Origin of the sequence: Hymenobacter lucidus (assembly GCF_020447265.1) — a bacterium.
GTDB classification, from domain to species: domain Bacteria; phylum Bacteroidota; class Bacteroidia; order Cytophagales; family Hymenobacteraceae; genus Hymenobacter; species Hymenobacter lucidus.
In genome coordinates this window covers 1-19,194 of sequence record NZ_JAJADR010000006.1, presented here as the reverse complement: position 1 = coordinate 19,194, position 19,194 = coordinate 1, and the positions used below count along the sequence as shown (strand labels likewise).

The window sequence follows — 19,194 nt, the reverse complement described above, 5'->3', positions numbered from 1 at the left end:
AGCCTGACGCGTGTACTTTTGCCCAGCAATTCGCCTCTATGCCCTTCGCCGCGCTTTTCCTTTGCACTCTCAGCTCCCAGGCCGCCCACACGGGCGAGGCTACTGGCTGGCTGCGCGCGGCGCACCATCATCTGCACGGGCACCATTCCTCTTAAGAGAGGAATTATACAAGCATATTGACCCCGTGGGGCACTTCACCTATCGAGTGCCCGGCCGCCCCCAAAGGCTGCCCCGCCCGCTGTTGCCCTCAGGGCCCGGCCGCCGGCTTTTCCCCTCCCTTTGTATCACTTTCCGAATACCGGCCTGGATACGCTTTTCCGGTATTCTTCCTTTTTACCAATCACTTACTACTTTCTTACCAATTCCCTATGATTCGTTTAGCCATTCAGAAGTCGGGCCGCCTAAGCGAGGATTCGCTTGCTCTTATCCGTGAGTGCGGCATTTCCTTCGTCAGCAGCTCCTACAAACTCAAGACCGAAGCCACTAATTTTCCCCTGGAAATCCTATTCCTGCGCGACGACGATATTCCCGGCTACGTCCAGGATGGGGTGGCCGACCTGGGTATCGTGGGGCAGAACGTGCTGGTAGAAGCCGGTTTCCCGGACCTGGAGGTCGAAAAGCTGGGCTTCAGCAAGTGCCGCCTGTCGCTGGCCATCCTGCGTTCCGAGGGCTACGACTCGGTGGCTGATCTGCAGGGCAAGAACATTGCTACCTCGTATCCGCAGATTCTGGGCCGCTACCTGGCCGGTGAGGGCGTGCAGGCCAATCTGCACACCATTAGCGGGTCGGTAGAAATTGCCCCCAGCATTGGCCTGGCCGATGCCATCTGCGACATCGTCTCGTCGGGCTCCACGCTGCTGGGCAATGGCCTGCGCGAAGTGGAAACCGTGTTCCGCTCCGAAGCCGTGCTGATTGCCAACCAGCAGCTCTCGGCCGAAAAGCAGGAACTGCTTGAGCAGCTCCAGTTCCGGATGCAGTCGGTGCGCCGGGCGCGCCGCAACAAGTACATTCTGCTCAATGCCCCGTCGGCTTCCCTGGATGCGGTGAAGGCCTTGCTGCCCGGAATTAAGTCGCCCACGGTGACGCCCCTGGCCGAGGAAGGCTGGGTGTCGGTGCAGTCGGTAGTAAATGAGGACGACTTCTGGCACATCACCGGCCAGCTGAAAGCCGTGGGCGCCGAAGGCATCCTGGTACTGCCCATCGAAAAGATGATAGCCTAATTGTTAATGTGGAGAGAATGTGAGGAATGTGGTTAATGTGAGAAATCGGCTCCATGCAGCAGCTAACAGGCTGATGGTTGAACACACGCTTCTCAGTATTTCCATCCAATACATTCTCCCACATTAATCACATTCTCTCCACATTCTCCACATTGATGAAGATGCAGGTTTTTCAATATCCCAGCCAGCAGGAGTGGGCTACGCTGCAACAGCGACCCGCCGCCGGTGAAGCCCGGCAGGTAGAGGAGCGGGTGCGCCAGATCTTCGACGACGTGCGCCAGCGCGGCGACGAGGCCCTGCGCCACTACGCCCAGGAACTCGACGGCGCGCAGGTCACGGAGTTGCGCGCCACAGCCGAGGAAATAGCCGCCGCCGTAGCCCAGGTACCGGCCGAGCTGCAAACGGCCATCCGCCAGGCCCACGCCAATCTGTGGAAATTTCACCTCACCCAGCGCGAAGCCGAAGTGCGGGTCGAAACGATGCCGGGCGTCACGTGCTGGCGCAAGTCGGTGCCGGTGCAGCGGGTGGGCCTCTACATTCCCGGGGGTACCGCGCCCTTGTTTAGCACCCTGCTCATGCTGGGCGTGCCAGCCCGGCTGGCGGGTTGCCCGGAGATAGTACTGTGCACGCCGCCCCGAAAAGACGGCTCCGTGAATCCCGTGATTCTGTTTACGGCCCAGCTGCTGGGCATCAGCCTCATCGTGAAAGCCGGCGGGGCCCAGGCCGTAGCTGCCCTGGCCGGTGGTACCGAGAGCGTGCCGGCCGTTGACAAGATCTTTGGCCCCGGCAACCGCTACGTAACGGCGGCCAAGCAGCTGGCGGCCCAGCGTGGGGTGGCCATCGACTTGCCGGCCGGCCCGTCGGAAGTACTCGTCATTGCTGACAAAACGGCTAGTCCGGTTTTCGTGGCCGCCGATTTGCTGTCCCAGGCCGAGCACGGCCCTGACTCGCAGGTGGTACTGCTCACCGATTCGGCCGAACTGCTGCCCCAAGTGGTAGAAGAAGTGGAGCGCCAACTGGCCGAATTGCCCCGCCGCGACGTGGCCCGGCTGGCCCTGGCCGAAAGCCGGGCCGTGCTGCTGCGCACGCCCGAGGAAATGCTGTTCTTCTCCAACCAGTACGCCCCCGAGCACCTGATTCTGGCCGTGCGCGACGCGGAGAAGTTTTCGGAAGGCGTTACCAGTGCTGGCTCGGTGTTTCTGGGCCACCTTACCCCGGAAGCCGCCGGCGACTATGCCTCGGGCACCAACCACACGCTGCCCACTGGCGGCTATGCCCGCAACTACAGCGGCGTGTCGCTCGATTCGTTTCTGAAGAAGATTACCTTCCAGCGCATCACCGCCGAGGGCCTGCAACACGTGGGGCCGGTGGTGGAAATCATGGCGGAGGCCGAAGGGCTGCGGGCCCACGCCCGGGCCGTGACGCTGCGCCTGGAAAGCCTGCTGGGCGACGCCTAGGTTTACTTTATTCTCTATTCATCTGCTGCCAGCCCGTTTCAGAGCGGCCCCAGCTTTTTCTTCGATTTATGTTTGAGCTTGCCAACCTTATCCGGCCCAACATCCGGGCTATGCAGCCGTACTCTTCGGCCCGCGACGAATTTCAGGGCGAAGCCCGCGTGATGCTCGATGCCAACGAAAACAGCCTGGGCAGCGCCGGCCCCGAGCTGTTCAACCGCTACCCCGACCCGCACCAGCGCGCCGTGAAAGCCGCGCTGGCCAAGCTGAAAGGCGTAGCGCCCGAACAGATCTTTCTGGGCAACGGCTCCGACGAGGCCATCGACCTGCTCGTGCGCCTGACCTGCCGCCCCGCCCAGGAAGACAGCATCCTGATCTTGCCACCTACCTACGGCATGTACGAGGTGGCTGCCAACCTGAACGACGTGCGTCTGGAGCGGGTACCGCTCACGCCCGAATTTCAGCTTTCCGCTGATGCCGTTAAGCAAATCATTGCGTCGGAGGCTAAATTGGTGTTTATCTGCTCGCCTAATAACCCGACCGGTAACCTGCTCCACGCCGAGGCCATCGAGCAGGTGCTGCGCAACTTCCGGGGCTTGGTGGTGGTGGATGAAGCCTACGCCGACTTTGCCGCGGCCCCCAGCTGGACGACCCGCCTGGCCGAGTTTCCGAATCTGGTGGTGCTGCAAACCTTCTCCAAGGCCTGGGGCCTGGCCGGCCTGCGGCTGGGCATGGCCTTTGCCTCGCCCGACATCATTGGCTACCTCAATAAGATCAAGCCGCCCTATAATGTGTCGGAAGCCACGCAGCAGCACGCCCTGGCTGCGTTAGCCGACGCCCCGCACTTCGAGCAGATGCGCCAAGAGCTGCTCGAAGGCCGCACCTGGCTGCTGGAGCAGCTCCCGGGCCTGCCCATCGTGGCCCAGCTGTTTCCCTCGGATGCCAACTTTCTGCTGGTGCGCTTCCGCCCCGAGGCCACGGCCGTGTATGACTACCTGCTCGGTAAAGGCATTGTGGTGCGCAACCGCACTTCCCAGCCCGGCTGCGCCGGCACGCTGCGCCTCACCGTGGGCACGCCCGCCGAGAATGAGCAGTTGGTAGCGGCCTTGCGGGAGTACGCGGCCTAAATTTTTCACCTCTTCACCAACCGGTATAAAAACTGCCGGCTAGTATATACCATGAAGAAAGTTCTTTTCATTGACCGCGACGGGACCATCCTTATCGAGCCGCCCACGGATTTTCAGGTGGATGCCCTGACCCGGGAAAAATTCCAGTTTGTACCCGGCGCCATTACCGGCCTTGCGCGTATTGCCCGCGAGCTAGACTACGAGCTGGTGCTGGTCAGCAACCAGGATGGGCTGGGCACGGCGAGCTTCCCCGAGGATACGTTCTGGCCGGCCCACACGATGATGCTCGACATTCTACGCTCGGAAGGAGTGGAGTTCGTGCGGGAGCATATCGACCGCAGCTTTCCCCACGAAAACCTGCCCACCCGCAAGCCCGGTATCGGGATGCTGCAGCAGTACCTGGCAGAAGGGGCATACGATCTTCAACACTCCTTCGTCATCGGCGACCGGCTCACCGACGTGGAGCTGGCCCAGAACCTGGGCTGCCAGTCCATTCTGATTCGGGAAGAAGCTGACGAGCGCGCCGCCTTGACGACCACGAGCTGGGAGAGCATCTACCAGTTTCTGCGGCTGCCCGCTCGCACGGCCCTCGTGCAGCGCGACACGAACGAAACCAAAATTCGCATCGAGCTCAACCTCGACGGCAACGGCCGCCCCGAGATGCACACTGGCCTGGGCTTCTTCGACCACATGCTCGACCAACTCAGCAAGCACTCGGGCGTGGATATGAAAATCGAGGTGCAGGGTGACTTGCACATCGACGAGCATCACACCATCGAAGACACGGCTATTGCCCTGGGCGAAGCCTTCAGCCAGGCCCTGGGCGACAAGCGCGGGCTGGCCCGCTACGGCTTCCTGCTGCCCATGGACGACGTGTTGGCTCAGGCGGCCATCGACTTTTCCGGCCGGCCCTGGATTGTGTGGGACGCCGAGTTTAAGCGGGAGCGGGTAGGGGATATGCCCTGCGAAATGTTCTACCATTTCTTCAAGAGCTTTTCCGACGCAGCCCGCTGCAACCTCAACATTAAGTGCGAAGGTCAGAACGAACACCATAAGATTGAGGCCATCTTCAAAGCCGTGGCCAAAGCCATTAAAATGGCCCTAGTGCGGGATGCCGGTAAAATGGAAATTCCCAGCACCAAGGGTATTCTGTAGTCTGACAGGTCTTTATCCAAATGTTTTAACTTTTGGATAAAGACCTTGCTGTGGGAGTTCTAGGTTAGCTAAAAGGCTTGGAAGGAAGGGGTGCGCACAAAATAAGGCCCACAGCAGGGTGTTTACACAAATGAGTAAAAGCATAGTATTGCTCAAATGGAAATAGCAGTAATTGATTACAAAGGGGGCAACGTGCAGTCAGTGCTCTTCGCCCTGGAGCGCCTTGGGGTGCAGGCCACGCTGAGTGCCGATCCGGAGGTGATTCGGCGAGCCGATAAGATCCTGTTTCCCGGCGAAGGCGAGGCTGCTTCAGCCATGCGGGAACTGCGGGCCCAGGGCCTCGACCAGCTCTTGCCCACGCTCACGCAGCCCTTCCTGGGTATCTGCCTGGGCATGCAGCTGCTGGGTACCCACAGCGAGGAAAACGATGCCACGATGCTGGGTATTTTGCCCTTCGAGGTAAAGCGCTTCCCGGCCCTGGCCGACTACAAGGTGCCGCACATGGGCTGGAATAATTTGCAGCAGCTTCGTTCCCCCTTGTTCGACGGCCTGCGGGAAGAAGACTACGTGTACTTCGTGCACAGCTACTACGCTCCCGTGGGCGACTACACCATTGCCCAGGCCCTATACCCGGCCCCGTTCAGTGCCGCCGTGCAGCACCAGAACTTCTACGCCGTGCAGTTTCACACCGAGAAGAGCGGCCCGGTGGGGACGCGTATTCTCGAAAACTTCCTGAAGCTTTAACCTTTCCCATGGAGATAATACCCGCTATTGACCTCATCGGGGGCCAGTGTGTGCGCCTCACCGAAGGCGACTTCACTCAGCAAACCACCTACGACTCCGACCCGCTGGCCGTGGCGCAGCGCTTCGAAGCGGCCGGGGTGCGCCGCCTGCACCTAGTGGATCTGGATGGAGCCCGGGCCCGCCAGCCGGTGAATCTGCCGGTGCTGGAGCGCATTGCCCGCCATACCAGCCTGGTTATCGACTTTGGGGGCGGGCTGCAGAGCGAGCAGGCCGTACGCCAGGCCTTCGAGGCCGGAGCCGCCCAGATTACAGCCGGCAGCATTGCCGTGCGGGAGCCTGAAACCGTCGCGCATTGGCTGCAAACCTTCGGAGCCGCCCGGATTCTGCTGGGGGCTGACTTCCGCGACAACCATATTTCCATCAATGCCTGGGCCGAGCAGTCGGAGCGGACGGTGCGCGAGTTTATCGAGGGCTACCTGCGAGAGGGGGCTACTACCTTCGTTTGTACCGATGTCAGCAAGGATGGCAAGCTGCAGGGACCTTCGCTGGAAACCTACCGGCAGCTGCGCCGGGAACTGCCCGCCGCCCAGTTGGTGGCCAGTGGCGGCGTCACGACGATAGCCGATGTGGAAGCCCTGGTGGAAGTTGGGATGCACGGGGCCATTATCGGCAAAGCCATCTACGAAGGCACTATCTCCCTGGCCGACCTGCGCCGGTTTCTCTAGCCGTATCCGTATCCTGATAGTCTTTATTCAACTTGTATGCTGACCAAACGAATCATTCCCTGTCTCGACGTAAAAGACGGCCGCACCGTAAAGGGCGTGCAGTTCGAAGGCCTGCGCGACGCCGGTGACCCGGTAGCCCTGGCCGCCCGCTACGCCCGCGAAGGAGCCGATGAGCTGGTGTTTCTCGATATTACCGCTACCAACCAGAAACGCACCACCCTTATTCATTTGGTACGCGACGTGGCTCGGGAACTGGATATTCCCTTCACCGTGGGAGGGGGTATCGGTACCGTGGCTGATGTGGAAGCGCTGCTAATGAACGGGGCCGATAAGGTCAGCATCAACTCGGCAGCCCTGCACCGGCCCGAACTTATCGACGAGCTGGCCCGTCGCTTCGGCAGCCAGTGCATCGTAGTCGCCGCCGATGCGCGCTACACGGCCCAGGCCGGCTGGCAGATCTACACCCGCGCCGGCACCCACAATACCGAGCGGGATGCCGTGGCCTGGTGCCGCGAGGCTGCCGAGCGGGGGGCGGGGGAGCTGCTGCTCACGTCGATGAGCAACGACGGGACCAAGGACGGCTTTGCCCTGGATGTGACCGGGGCGGTGGCCCGGGCCGTATCCATTCCGGTAGTGGCCTCGGGCGGGGCCGGTACCATGGCGCACTTCACCCAGGTGTTTCAGCAGGCCCAGGCCCACGCCGGCTTGGCAGCCAGTATCTTTCATTTCGGCGAAATCGGTATCCGGGAGCTTAAAGAGCACTTGCAGGCCGAGGGAATTCCCATGCGGCTGTAGCTAACCCCGAAACACCAGGCCTTATCAACTACCACCCAAGCTCTAAGCACGAGCCACCCACAACCAAGCACTAAAAACATGCAACTTGATTTTCAGAAAATGCCCGATGGGCTGATTCCTGCCGTGGTGCAGGATGCCGCGACGGGGCAGGTGCTCATGCTGGGCTACGTGAACTCCGAGGCTTGGGAGAAAACCCGCACCGAAGGCCGGGTCACGTTTTTCTCCCGCTCCAAAAACCGGCTCTGGACTAAGGGCGAAACTTCCGGCAACTTCCTATCTGTGGTGAGCCTGCACCCCGACTGCGACAACGACGCGCTGCTGATCCGGGCCCTGCCCGATGGCCCCACCTGCCACCGGGGTACCACCAGTTGCTTCGAGCACGCCGGGGAGCAGGCCCGGCCCGTGCCGCCGGTGGGCTTTCTGGCCGAATTGGAGCGCTTGGTGCAGCGCCGCTACCAGCACCCGCAGGAAGACCCGAACTCGTACACCGCGTCGCTGTTCCGGAAGGGAATGCCCAAAATAGCCCAGAAAGTGGGAGAGGAGGCCGTCGAGACTGTCATTGATGCCGTGGCCGGCAACACGGCCGGGCTGCCCGGTGAAGCCGCCGATTTGCTTTATCACCTGCTGGTGCTGCTCACCGCCTCGGGCCTGACGCTGGACGATGTAGTAGCCATACTGCGGCAGCGCCACGCTACCATTTCGGCCGGTACGCGCCGGGAATAGGACACGGGAGGGCCTAAGTTGGTAAGGGCTGAATCAACCGCTGGTCGTTGCCGTAAATACATCCTATCAACTTCCTGTTGCTCCTTATGAGCTCTGCTTTCGTTTTCAGTGCCCTGACTACCCGGCGGCATCACGGCTTTGCTACCGTCCAGCTGTGATGCCCGCTACTGGCCAGACCCTCGCCTTAGCCATCGGATTGGCGTCGCAGCTGTTGTTCTCCAGCCGCATCGTGCTGCAGTGGGTGCAGAGTGAGCGGGCCCGCCGGGTGTTGGTGCCCACGCTGTTCTGGAAGATCAGTCTGCTCTCATCCTTTATGATGATTATCTACGGTATGCTGCGCCACGACCCAGTTATCCTGGCGGCCCAGCTGCTGAGCTACGGCATCTATATCCGCAACCTACAGCTGCTGGGCGAATGGCGCACTCTGAGCGGCTGGTTTCGGGCAGCGGCCGTCAGCTTCCCCCTGGTGATGCTCGGGTGGTTTGTTCTGGGCAATGCTCATTTCAGCTTGCGGGCCATGCTGCACACGCCCATTCCCCGGGGGTGGCTGGTGCTGGGGGCAGTAGGGCAGTTGGTGTTTCTGTTGCGCTTCGTCTACCAATGGCTTTACTCGGAGCGGCGCGGCACCTCGGTGCTCCCGTTGGGCTTCTGGGTGGTAAGTCTGGCGGGCTCCGTGTTGATTCTGACGTATGCGTTCCTGCGCCTGGATGCCGTGCTTATTATGGGTAATGTATTCGGAACGGTTGTATATGCCCGGAATATTCTGCTGCTGCGCCGGGAGCAAGCTGCCTGAAGGGTGTTTGGCTTTATAGGAACGTTAATTTAAACAGGTTGCCCGGCCGACTTGGCCAGGTAACCTGTTTAACATAAAAAATAAACAAGCCAAGTTGCGCTGATTCTTTGTTGCGCTGATTCTTTCCTCATGTGGGGGAGGCGGTCAAAGTGTCAGCGGCCTAGTTGCCGCCTTACCTTTTCCAGTAAAATCCCCACGATTTGCAGGTCATCAGTGTCCTGAATATTGAGTTGGGTGTCAATGCCCGGTCCGCTAATGCGAATAAAGTACCCTTCTGGCTGCCCGGGCTGCGCCAATGAAGCTACTGTAGGGGCCGCTTCGGTTGGGCGACTCGTAGGTAGAGTTGCTACAGAAGCCGAGGCGGCTTCGTCTGCTGCAATGGCTGTAGCAGTTGTGAGAGGCTCGTTGGCCGGAAATACCGCTTGTGGGCCACCCAGCGCTTCCGTTGGCCGCGCAGGATAAGAATCCGGGGTTGCGTCTTCCATGTCCTCCGTATCCAGTCCAAACAGACTGGATATAGCATCGTGGGTATGGGAAGAACGAGCCGGCGGTATAAAAGCAGGTTCTGGCTTATTGCTAGGAGAGGTATCCGGGGACACGCTGGTAGGAGGGGTACGAAATAGATTCTGGGGGAGCTCAGTACTGGCCAGCTGCCGGGGCGCCTGCTGGGCGGCTAGTAGGTCGATGTCTGCTATAACGTTGCGTTCATCAATTACCCCAACCATGCGCGCCCCCTCCACAAAGGCCTTCGCAACGACCTGAGCATTTATTTCCTCTACGCCGAATTCCCGGATCAGCATCACGTCGAGCATGTGCACGGGAAGCTCCCGGTTTCGGAACTTGCGGCAGATCTGCGTGAACAAGGGAGGGTGCAGAAATGCCTCCCGGTGGAAGATTTTCTCTTCCTGTTTATCATATGCGTGCTTAATGCGGCGAAACAGGTTGGTAGTGGTAAGCAACTCCCGCTTGCTGGTAACTAGTCCAAACTTAACCGCAGAGCCAATAATGGCCTTGAATGACCCACTCACTTTACGACTTAGTTTACGGGCACAGGTTTCAATGGCACATTTGCCACCGGTATCATCTACAACTTCTGCTATTTCCCAGGCACTCATATAGCTGGTACGTGGGTAGTCAATGGTTTTAGGCATATAAAGAGAAAGTAAGTCTAGGAAAGAGTAGATACGCAAGTATAAGACAAATAAGTATATAATAGTAGTACAAAGCACAAAAAAGTATACAAATTAATAACTTTTATATACTTTTTTGTGCTTAAATATACTTTGTTATTGTTTACTCCTCACTTCATTACCTAACTGCATTACCTAACATTCTCTTATTGTGTTAATACAGTATAAAAATACTACTCATACCTAAGGCCGGGCCCGGGCGACAGGGGAGCCCTAAAGGGGTTTACAGCTCACCAGAAGACCCTACAAAGCATTTTTAAAGCAATAGCCAGCAGCAGCGATATATAAGTAGCAAGTATCACTAGAACGCAGATTTGGCAGCAGGAGCGAGGTACTCGCCAAAAACACTTGCTGCGATTTTGCGAGGTACTCGCCAAAAACACTTGCTGCGATTTTGTAGAGCCCAGGCCATACGTCTTTATCGAGTGTGATTCACTTAACAAAGCCACTGCCCAAGCTGTCATCAACAGTGATACAGCCTGCGGCTCACGAAACAACTGAAGCATAGAAACACACAGGATTATATCTCTTGTAGCAGACAGAGCATCTGTAGGACCGAATCTACTGGCAAGTGCAGCTTATTTCGGCTGCGAATCAAGAGAGGCATTAGTAGGCAAAAGCAGGCCCACTAATATGGTAGCTAGAACAAATCAAACCAACCACCAGCAAGTTGGCCGAGGACAAACGTTTGTAGTTGTCAGGGGCAACCTTAAGCTGAGGTAGTCGGGCTACCAGATTCTTTCCGCTATACACGTTCTACCTGGAGCCTGGATAAGAGCACTAATGCTGAAGCACTAATGCTGAAATACGACATAGCGTACGTATTGTCTTATAATTTATATTATGTTAAGTAATGTTTTTTAAAAACGAGCCCGGGATACTGCCCGGGCTCGTTTTTCCTATCCCCTGCTGTTGCCGTAGGCTACTTCAGAGATTCCAGCTTAGCGTTCATCTTTTCTGCATCGGCCGTACGGTTCAGACGCACATACACTTTCTGCAGCGAAGAAATTACGGCCTTATCATTAGGCTGCAGCTGCAGCGCCTTTTCAAAGTATGGCAATGACTCCTGGAAATACTTCTTGCCGTCGGCCTCGAACTTCTTGCCCGACTTTTGGTACGTCGCCAGATCCATCTTGCTGGCCTTGGTGTACAGATCAGCCGCCTTGTTGTAGTTGTATACGCCCAGGTTAAACTGCGCATCGAAGTTGTTCGGATCTACTTCTACAGCCTTTCTGTAGGCGACCAAAGCTTTATCCGACTGCTTGCTCTGATCGTAGAGCGAACCAAGTACTGCGTACAGGTTGCCGTTAGTTGGATCAGCAGCAATAGCCTTCTCCAATTTGCCAATAGCTTCCTGGCCACGTCCCGTGCTGAGATACATGTTCAACTCCTCCAGCATAAAGGCTTTGTTATTGGGATACGCTGCCATAGCCTGCTGCACTACTTTCATAGCTTCCGCCTCATTTTTTTCCTGACGCGCAATCTGCAGCATACGGGCGTACAAAGCCGGCGATTTGTAGTTCATCGCCAGCAGCTTGTTGTAGGTTTCCTTGGCTGCCGGAAAATCCTGCTTAGCCTCCGCCGCGTAGGCTGCATACAGATACGCAGTCGTGTCCTGCGGGCGGATTTGCTGAGCCATTCGATACGACTCCAAGGCGGCATCGTAGTTTTTGGCATTATAGCCTTCAACGCCGGCATTCAGCGCCAAGCCATACAGATTGTCCAGCTTTTGAACCGCCAGCTTGCCGAATTCGCCATCCTTGCCGTCGAGTGATACGGCCTTGGTGTACGATTCGAAAGGCACTTTGGTACCCTCGCCAGCCTTCAGGGTTTTGCTATAGATAGGGCTAGCCGCCATTTGCTCGTAGATTTCACCGCGTGTGTACCAGGTCTTGGCCTTACCCGAGGTTTTCTCATGAACAATTGCTTTGTCGATTTCCGCCTGGGCCTTATCAAGCAACCCGCTGCGCTGGTTGAGAATGGCATTGGTGACGGCTGAGTTCTGAGCCGAGGCAGTATGGAGTGCCGCCGCCGCTACTAGTGTCAGAAAAATCTTCTTCATGGTTTTTGCTGAAGAATAAGGATGGATGAGTGGAAAGAATTGGAAAAGAAACCACCAGACTGAACACTTGGTTCAGCACCCCGGCGGGAAAGGAAAAAGGCCTGAATACCCCCAGACCGGCTATTCAAAACGAATACCGTGCCCGAAAGTACTCAAGCCTTTTGGAAATATTAGTTTACGCTCAGCGCATCCGGATCAGTCAGAGCCGCCATATCGTCGGGGGCCAGACCCGCTTCCAGGGGCGTCTCCCCTGCCGCATCCGGGCTGCCGTTTTCGAGGCCTTCGCCCTCCAGGGCTTCGACATCCTTCTCATCGGCAGCCACTTTGGCGACCGACGAAATTTCGTCGCCGGCGCTGATTTTCAGCAGTCGTACGCCCTGGGTAGCCCGGCCAATGATGCGCAAGTCACTCATCCGCAAACGAATGGTGATGCCCGACTTGTTAATAATCATCAGATCATCGCCGTCGTTGACATCCTTAATGGCGACCAGCAAACCGGTTTTGTCGGTCAGCTTCATGGCTCGCACACCTTTGCCGCCCCGGTTGGTGACGCGGTACTCGGCCAGCTCACTGCGCTTACCAAATCCATTTTCACTGACCACCAGCAGTTCCTGCGTCGGATCGGCCACGCAAACCATGCCCACAACCTTGTTGCCTTCGGCATCATCGAGGCGGATACCACGCACGCCAGCGGCCGAGCGGCCCATCGAGCGCACGGCGCTTTCGTTGAAGCGCACGGCCCGACCACTACGCGAGGCCAGCACTACTTCGGCGTTGGGAGCCAGCAGTTGCACGTCGAGCAGCCGGTCGCCATCATTGATGGTAATGGCATTAATACCGGCGGTGCGGGGGCGTGAGTAGGCTTCCAACGGGGTTTTCTTCACCGTGCCCTGCTCGGTGCAGAACATCAGGAAGGTGTTTTCCAGGTAGTCCGGGTCGCGCAGACCGCGCACGTTCAGGACCGAGCGCACGGCATCTTCGCGCGGAATCTCGATAAGGTTCTGAATCGGGCGGCCTTTGGCGTTCTTCCCTCCTTCCGGCACTTCGTACACCTTGAGCCAGAACACGCGGCCCAGCTCAGTGAAGAACAGCAGGTACTCGTGGGTAGTGGCCACAAACAGGTGCTCGGTGAAGTCATCCTGCTTAGAAGCGGCCCCGCGGGCCCCCACGCCGCCCCGACCCTGGGTGCGGTACTCGTCGAGGGCAGTGCGCTTGATGTAGCCTTCGCGGGAGATGGTAATCACCATGCTCTCATCGGCAATCATATCTTCCATTGAGAAGTCGCCGCCGGCGTACTCAATCATGGTGCGGCGCTTGTCGCCGTACCGCTCCCGAATATCGAGCAGCTCATCCTTGATGATCTGGCGCTGGAGCACATCCGAAGCCAATACGGCTTTGAGATGGTCGATCAGGCGCATCAGCTCCTCATACTCGGCCACGATCTTGTCGCGCTCCAGGCCCGTGAGGCGCTGCAGCCGCATGTCAAGAATAGCGCGGGCCTGGATTTCGCTCAGCGAGAAACGCTCCACGAGCTGGGCCCGGGCTACGTCGCCGTCACGCGAGGCCCGGATCAGGGCAATCACCTCGTCGAGGTGGTCGAGGGCGATAAGCAGGCCTTCCAGAATATGGGCCCGCTTCTGGGCTTCGGCCAGCTCGTAGCGGGTGCGGCGCACCACCACGTCGGCGCGGTGCTCCACGAAGTAGTGAATCAGCTCCTTGAGGTTGAGCGTCATCGGGCGGCCCTTCACCAGGCACACGTTGTTGACGCCGAACGACGACTGCAGCTGGGTGTAGCGGTAAAGCTGGTTGAGCACCACGTTGGGCATGGCGTCGCGCTTCAGATCGTAGACGATGCGCATACCGTCGCGGTCAGACTCGTCGCGCAGGTCGCTGATGCCTTCAATGCGCTTCTCGTTGATGAGAGCAGCCGTTTTCTCAATCATCGAGGCCTTATTCACCATGTAGGGAATTTCGGTGATGACGATCTGCTCCTTGCCGCTGGGCAGGGTTTCGTAGTGAGCCTTGGCCCGCATCACGATGCGTCCCCGGCCGGTTTCGAAGGCCTGCTTTACCCCTTCGTAGCCGTAGATAGTACCACCCGTGGGAAAATCCGGGGCGGTAACGTGCTCCATGAGCTCGGCAATGGTAATTTCCGAATTATCGAGGTAGGCAATGATGCCGCTGACCACTTCCGTCAGGTTATGGGGCGCCATGTTGGTAGCCATGCCCACGGCAATACCGGTAGTACCGTTGACGAGCAGGTTCGGAAACTTGGAGGGCATCACGCTGGGTTCTTCCAGCGAGTCGTCGAAGTTGGGTTGAAAATCGACGGTATCCTTGTCCAGGTCGCCCAGCAGCTCATCGGAGAGGCGCTTGAGGCGGGCTTCGGTGTAACGCATAGCCGCCGGCGAGTCGCCGTCGATGGAGCCGAAGTTACCCTGCCCGTCGACCAGCGGGTAGCGCAGGCTCCAGTCCTGGGCCATGCGCACCATCGTGTCGTACACGCTCGAGTCGCCGTGGGGATGGTACTTACCCAGCACCTCGCCCACGATACGGGCACTCTTCTTATAGGCTTTGTTGTAGGACACGCCCAGCTCGGACATACCGTAGAGGACGCGTCGGTGCACGGGCTTCAGGCCGTCGCGCACGTCGGGCAGAGCCCGGGAGATGATGACCGACATCGAGTAATCGATGTAGGCGCCACGCATCTCGTCTTCAATGTTAATCGGAATGATCTTTTCGCCTTCCGCCATAGGGAAATCTAAGTCGGCCGGAGCCCCTGGAAAGAAGGGCTTCCGGCACCAGTGAATGAGTACTGCGAGAAGCCCGCAAGATACGAAAAAAGGCCCGTTTTGCCTAATTCAGCCTATTCCTTTGTCTTACTCCTATCGGCTTTGTGCGTGCCCGACTTGGGATTGTAGGTCTTGATTTTTTCACCCACCGCTGGGTTCTGTTTTTTCCAGAGGGGCTGGCCCCGGTAGCGGGCCCCGTTGTGGAAATGCACCTTGCGCGTGTGACAGGACGCCATGGGACAAGTGCGGCAGCCAGCGGCGCCAATCAGTAGAAGAAGCGGCACGATAAACCGTAGGGCAAACAGGCGAAAGTTCATTCGGCAAAGGTAGATGTTCGGCGGCCGGCGCGGCCTGTTAGCCGCCCTCAGCAGAATAATTTAAGCCGGCGTGGGCAGCTCGGCCAGGTCGGCTCCCTCCCATTCGCGCAGGAACTGGGCCAGGAAGGTTTCCAGGAACTGGTGGCGCTCCTGGGCAATGCGGCGGGCGGCGGGCGTGTGCAGCCGCTCGCGCAGGTGCAGCAGCTTTTCGTAGAAGTGGTTTACCGTGGGAGCCGTGTTCTGCTTGTAGCTCTCGAAGGAGTCGTGGATGATGGGCGCTACTTCGGGGTCGTGGAGCGGGCGGCCCTTGTGGCCCCCGTAGGCAAAGGCCCGGGCTACACCGATGGCGCCGATGGCGTCGAGGCGGTCGGCATCCTGTACTACTTCGCCCTCGGGCGTGCTCATGGGTGTAGGCACCCCCAGGCCCTTGAAGGATATTTCCCGAATGATGGTCTCGACCCGCTGAATAACGCTTTCGTCAACCTGCAGGCCCGTGAGCCAGGCGCGGGCGGCACGGGGGCCGGCTTCCTCGTCACCGGCGTGAAACTTCCAGTCGGCCACATCGTGGAGCAGAGCGGCCAGCTCGGTTACGAGCGGATCGGCGGCGGGCAGCGTGGCGGCCAGGGCCCGGCTGCTGAGCCACACCCGGCGGATGTGAGCCCAGTCGTGGCCGGAGCCTTCGCCCAGGAATTTGGCGCGGACGAAGTCGGCGGTTTGGGTAATAATCTGCTCGGCGCTCAGGGCGGTAGTTGGCATAGGTTTCAAAGGTTGATTCGGTCGCCGTGGCTTTTGGGCTGCGACGTGACGGTAAAGAGCAGTTCCCCGGCCGACTCGTTGCACAGCTGGTGGGGCGCGCCGGGCGGCACTTCCAGACCCGTATGCGGAAGCAAACGATGCGTAACACCATTTATTTCCAGCGTGGCCTCCCCGGCCAGTATGAAAAAGAACTGCCGGGCGTACTGGTGGTAGTGCCGCGCTTCCCGGCTTCCGGCGGGCATCCGCTCCTGGATAATGCTTAGGGCCGCGGTATCGACCAGGTGCCAGCCGTCGCAGCCCTCGCCCCAGTGGTAGTGCGGAGCAGTGACGATACTAATGGGCAAAGGCGCGGGCTGACTCATGCGCGACAACGGGGCGGGGTAAACAGAAATTGAGGCGGCAAATTAGTAGGTTCCGGCCGGTTGGCCCAGCTGGCTACTCCGGCTGGTTTGAATTTTTCAGCCCCGGGAAAAGTTATTGCGTATATTGCCATCAAATGACGATTAAAAAACAAGCAAATGACTGTTATACGTAAAACTCCCGTGGCCACTATGGTTGATCTGATGGGTGGCGGGGCCGTCATTCCGCAGCTGGTGCACAACGAGCTGGATTTGCTGGCCGTGGCCTTGAAAGGCCTGTCGGTGCAGGCGTTGCGGGCGTTGCAGCAGCGGCTGGGCTTTTCCAACAAGGAAATCAGCGTGGTGCTGGGCGTATCGGAAAGCACGCTGGCCCGGCGCGAACAGGCCAAGCGCGCCCTCACACTGGACGAGGCGGAGAAAACCATTCAGCTCTCGGCCGTGCTGGCCAAGGGCCTCGACGTATTCGAGGATCAGGACGACTTTCACCATTGGCTGGATACGCTTAACCCGGCCCTGGGCAGCGTGCGGCCCAAGGAGTTGCTGTCGTCGGCCATCGGGCGGGAGCAGGTGCGCGAAATCCTGGGCCGCATTGAGCACGGCATCTACTCTTAAGTTGGCAGTTGATTGTTGGGAGCTGATTGTTGATTGTTATTCCCGGAAGCGACTGACTAGCTTTCCGGAACAGACTTCCCTCCTGCTCTTATTGCACAACTCCTAACAATCGGCAAGCACCAATTAACAAGCACCAAGCAGCATTCAACAATGCACCTCTACCGGCTCGGCAAGCACCCTTATATCAAAGACCTCACGGGCCAGGGCGGCTTGTACTACTCGGGCCGCTGGCACGAAAAAGGCACCCAGATTCTATACACCTCCGAGCATTTGTCGCTGGCCAAGCTGGAGGTGCTGGCTAACTCGCCCTCGTTACCCCGCAACTACTTTGCCCTGACGCTGGAAGTACCCGACGAGACGCCCATCCGGGAAATTGACCTGGCCCAGCTGCCCGCCAACTGGCAGGAGCTGCCCTACCCCCTGGAGCTAGCCCAGCTAACCCGCGCCTGGATGGAGGAAGCCGCGTTCTGGATTATGAAAGTACCCTCGGCCCACGCGCCCAACGAGTGGAACTACCTGCTCAACCCCTTGCACCCGGCCCACGCCCAGCTGCGCATAGTTGCCCTGGAGCCCCACCCCTTCGACGCCCGCCTGAAGCCGGAACTGGGCAGCAAAGAGTCTTTATAGCCCTTTCAGGAACTGCGGTGGCACCTGCTCGACGAGCCAGACGCCATTACCGGACTCGTAGAACCCGAAGCCGGCCTGCTGCATAGCCGCGGCATCAATGATGAGAATAACGGGCTCCCCGCGCCGCTGCCCCACACGCCGGGCCGTATCGGCATCGGGCGAGAGGTGAACGTGGTGCCGCTGCATCTTCTGCAGGCCCTGCGCCCGGATGGCGGGCAACGCCGCCGCCACAGTACCATGATAGAGCACGGCGGGCGGCACGGCCGGCACCAGTTGCAAGTCGACCTCGACGCTGTGCCCCTGCTGGGCTCGAATACGCGTACCGGCCGCGTCGAAGGCAAAGCGCTGCTTGTCGTTGCCGGTTACCACTTCGTCCAGCTGCGCCCGCGAGATGAGCATGCCCCGCCGGGCCGCCCCGGCCAGCAAGGCCTCGATGCTCACCCAGCCGCCTTCTTCGAGCTCCAGGCCCAGCGCCTCGGGCTCATGACGCAGGTGCAGGCTCAAAAACTTGCTGATTCGGGTAAGCTGGGCTTTGTCCATGATGGTGAGATGGTGAGTTTTTCGTTGTCTCGACTGCGCAATGAGGCAACGGGCCTGGGCGAGCCACAGCCGTGGCAATCCGTTGGCGGCGAAGGTAGTCATATGCTTTTATCAAAAAGCCCCTCAACCGTACCAACGATTGAGGGGCTTTTCACTTTAGGAAGCTTTCTACATTGCAGAGGACGGATTGCTTCGGCTCCGCCTTGCAGGGACATAAGCCGTTGGCAGCAAAACACCTCAAAAACAACTCACTACCTCACTACTCAATAACCGGGGCGCGCCTGAATTCCTTTTCGCGGTCGAACAGGTAGCGGAACGTGGCGTGGGTGCGCCAGATGCGGCCGTTGATGGCCTCGGCCACGCGCATCATCTTGGGGTTGAAGTCGCCAATCCAGTTCATCACAAAGTCTTCGTAGCGGACTTTGCTAGTATCCTGTACCATGTTGGCCACGGCTAGCACAAAGGCCATTTCCAGCCCCTTGCGCTGGTGTTCGGGCACGATACCGAAGGCAATGCCGGTGAGCGTGCGCACGGCCCCGCGCCAGCGGTACCAGGCAAAGCGGAGCTTGCCAAGCCAGTTCAGGCGGCCATCCACGTACCGAAAAAGCTCATTGAGCTCGGGCAGCGAGACGAAGAAGCCCACCGGCTCGCCCTGGTAATAGCCAAACCAGCACACTTTCTCATCGATGATAGGGCGCAGCTTGCGCATGATGTGGGCCGCCTGCTCGGGCGTCATTTCCTTCACGCCGTCGTGCTTCACCCAGGCTTTGTTGTAGACCTGCCGGAAATCCTCGGTGTACTTGGCCAGGTTTTTCAGCCGTAGGTGCTCGAAACTGTAGTTGGAGTCGTTGAAAAGCACGGCGGCCTTGCGCTGATACTCGGGCGTGAGCGGGTCGGCCAGCTTGCGGAAATAGGTATACTGGTTGAAGTACACCGCAAAGCCATAGGTTTCGAGCAGGCGCCGGTAGTAGGGCGGGTTGTAGCTCTGCCCGTACACCGGCGGGCCGAAGTTGTCGGTGAGCAGGCCCCACCACTGGTCCCGGTCGCCGAAGTTGATGGGGCCGTCCATGGCTTCCATACCCCGGGCGGCCAGCCAGTCGCGGCAGGCGTTGAGCAGACAGTCGGCGGCGGCCTGGTCGTCGATGCACTCGAAAAAGCCCATGCCGCCGGTGGGCTGCTCGAACGTGCGGGCGGTACGCTCAT

19 protein-coding genes are annotated in these 19,194 nt (G+C 58.9%); 11 read left to right on the top strand and 8 right to left on the bottom strand.

Annotated features, from left to right (window positions below; all coding sequences use genetic code 11):
- The first annotated feature begins 368 nt into the window (after positions 1-368).
- From hisG to LGH74_RS18305, 9 genes are all read left to right on the top strand, one after another.
- Complete coding sequence (gene hisG / locus LGH74_RS18345) at positions 369-1,220, top strand: ATP phosphoribosyltransferase (protein ID WP_226177852.1); 852 nt, start codon at positions 369-371, stop codon at positions 1,218-1,220.
- 161 nt (positions 1,221-1,381) lie between these two features.
- Complete coding sequence (hisD, locus tag LGH74_RS18340; protein ID WP_226177850.1) at positions 1,382-2,677, top strand: histidinol dehydrogenase; 1,296 nt, start codon at positions 1,382-1,384, stop codon at positions 2,675-2,677.
- A gap of 68 nt (positions 2,678-2,745) precedes the next feature.
- Positions 2,746-3,801 carry a histidinol-phosphate transaminase gene (hisC, locus tag LGH74_RS18335; RefSeq protein WP_226177849.1) on the top strand — a complete coding sequence of 352 codons (1,056 nt, stop codon included), beginning with the start codon at positions 2,746-2,748 and terminating at the stop codon, positions 3,799-3,801.
- Positions 3,802-3,852: 51 nt separating this feature from the next.
- Entirely contained in the window at positions 3,853-4,956 is a 1,104-nt protein-coding gene (gene hisB / locus LGH74_RS18330) for a bifunctional histidinol-phosphatase/imidazoleglycerol-phosphate dehydratase HisB (RefSeq protein WP_226177848.1), read from the top strand.
- Positions 4,957-5,112: 156 nt separating this feature from the next.
- Positions 5,113-5,700 (top strand): imidazole glycerol phosphate synthase subunit HisH, encoded by a 588-nt coding sequence (gene hisH, locus LGH74_RS18325; RefSeq protein ID WP_226177847.1) that lies wholly within the window; start codon positions 5,113-5,115, stop codon positions 5,698-5,700.
- Positions 5,701-5,708: 8 nt separating this feature from the next.
- On the top strand, positions 5,709-6,425 hold the full coding sequence (gene hisA, locus LGH74_RS18320; protein WP_226177846.1) for a 1-(5-phosphoribosyl)-5-[(5-phosphoribosylamino)methylideneamino]imidazole-4-carboxamide isomerase: 717 nt from the start codon (positions 5,709-5,711) through the stop codon (positions 6,423-6,425).
- Positions 6,426-6,461: 36 nt separating this feature from the next.
- On the top strand, positions 6,462-7,220 hold the full coding sequence (gene hisF / locus LGH74_RS18315; protein ID WP_226177845.1) for an imidazole glycerol phosphate synthase subunit HisF: 759 nt from the start codon (positions 6,462-6,464) through the stop codon (positions 7,218-7,220).
- Between the two features lie 78 nt (positions 7,221-7,298).
- Positions 7,299-7,943, top strand: coding sequence for a bifunctional phosphoribosyl-AMP cyclohydrolase/phosphoribosyl-ATP diphosphatase HisIE (gene hisIE / locus LGH74_RS18310; protein WP_226177838.1), 645 nt, complete (start codon positions 7,299-7,301; stop codon positions 7,941-7,943).
- 157 nt (positions 7,944-8,100) lie between these two features.
- The gene (locus LGH74_RS18305) at positions 8,101-8,736 is read left to right on the top strand and encodes a lipid-A-disaccharide synthase N-terminal domain-containing protein (protein ID WP_226178938.1); all 636 of its coding nucleotides are present in this window, start codon (positions 8,101-8,103) and stop codon (positions 8,734-8,736) included.
- 152 nt (positions 8,737-8,888) lie between these two features.
- Here LGH74_RS18305 and LGH74_RS18300 read toward each other — a convergent pair whose 3' ends face one another.
- From LGH74_RS18300 to LGH74_RS18275, 6 genes are all read right to left on the bottom strand, one after another.
- Entirely contained in the window at positions 8,889-9,887 is a 999-nt protein-coding gene (locus LGH74_RS18300) for a hypothetical protein (RefSeq protein ID WP_226177836.1), read from the bottom strand.
- Between the two features lie 961 nt (positions 9,888-10,848).
- On the bottom strand, positions 10,849-11,988 hold the full coding sequence (locus tag LGH74_RS18295; RefSeq protein ID WP_226177834.1) for a tetratricopeptide repeat protein: 1,140 nt from the start codon (positions 11,986-11,988) through the stop codon (positions 10,849-10,851).
- Positions 11,989-12,158: 170 nt separating this feature from the next.
- A complete protein-coding gene (gene gyrA / locus LGH74_RS18290) occupies positions 12,159-14,741 on the bottom strand; it encodes a DNA gyrase subunit A (protein WP_226177832.1) in 2,583 nt (860 codons plus the stop codon).
- A gap of 113 nt (positions 14,742-14,854) precedes the next feature.
- Positions 14,855-15,097 carry a hypothetical protein gene (locus LGH74_RS18285; RefSeq protein WP_226177830.1) on the bottom strand — a complete coding sequence of 81 codons (243 nt, stop codon included), beginning with the start codon at positions 15,095-15,097 and terminating at the stop codon, positions 14,855-14,857.
- 60 nt (positions 15,098-15,157) lie between these two features.
- Positions 15,158-15,853: an HD domain-containing protein gene (locus LGH74_RS18280; protein ID WP_226177828.1), complete on the bottom strand. Its 696-nt coding sequence runs from the start codon at positions 15,851-15,853 to the stop codon at positions 15,158-15,160.
- A 5-nt stretch (positions 15,854-15,858) separates the two neighbouring features.
- Positions 15,859-16,197, bottom strand: a complete 339-nt coding sequence (locus tag LGH74_RS18275; protein WP_226177826.1) for a cupin domain-containing protein — start codon at positions 16,195-16,197, stop codon at positions 15,859-15,861.
- A gap of 174 nt (positions 16,198-16,371) precedes the next feature.
- Between LGH74_RS18275 and LGH74_RS18270 the strand changes: the two genes are divergently transcribed.
- Together LGH74_RS18270 and LGH74_RS18265 are read left to right on the top strand one after the other, a co-directional pair.
- Positions 16,372-16,824, top strand: a complete 453-nt coding sequence (locus tag LGH74_RS18270; RefSeq protein ID WP_226177824.1) for an Xre family toxin-antitoxin system antitoxin — start codon at positions 16,372-16,374, stop codon at positions 16,822-16,824.
- A gap of 150 nt (positions 16,825-16,974) precedes the next feature.
- Complete coding sequence (locus tag LGH74_RS18265; RefSeq protein WP_226177823.1) at positions 16,975-17,451, top strand: RES family NAD+ phosphorylase; 477 nt, start codon at positions 16,975-16,977, stop codon at positions 17,449-17,451.
- On the opposite strand, the gene LGH74_RS18260 is transcribed toward LGH74_RS18265, so the two are convergent.
- Together LGH74_RS18260 and LGH74_RS18255 are read right to left on the bottom strand one after the other, a co-directional pair.
- Positions 17,446-18,093 (bottom strand): RNA 2'-phosphotransferase, encoded by a 648-nt coding sequence (locus tag LGH74_RS18260; protein WP_226177821.1) that lies wholly within the window; start codon positions 18,091-18,093, stop codon positions 17,446-17,448. The two genes, LGH74_RS18265 and LGH74_RS18260, sit on opposite strands and share 6 nt — an antisense overlap.
- 157 nt (positions 18,094-18,250) lie before the next feature.
- Positions 18,251-19,194, bottom strand: a 944-nt coding sequence (locus LGH74_RS18255) for a hypothetical protein (RefSeq protein WP_226177819.1), incomplete at its 5' end; no start/stop codon positions are given.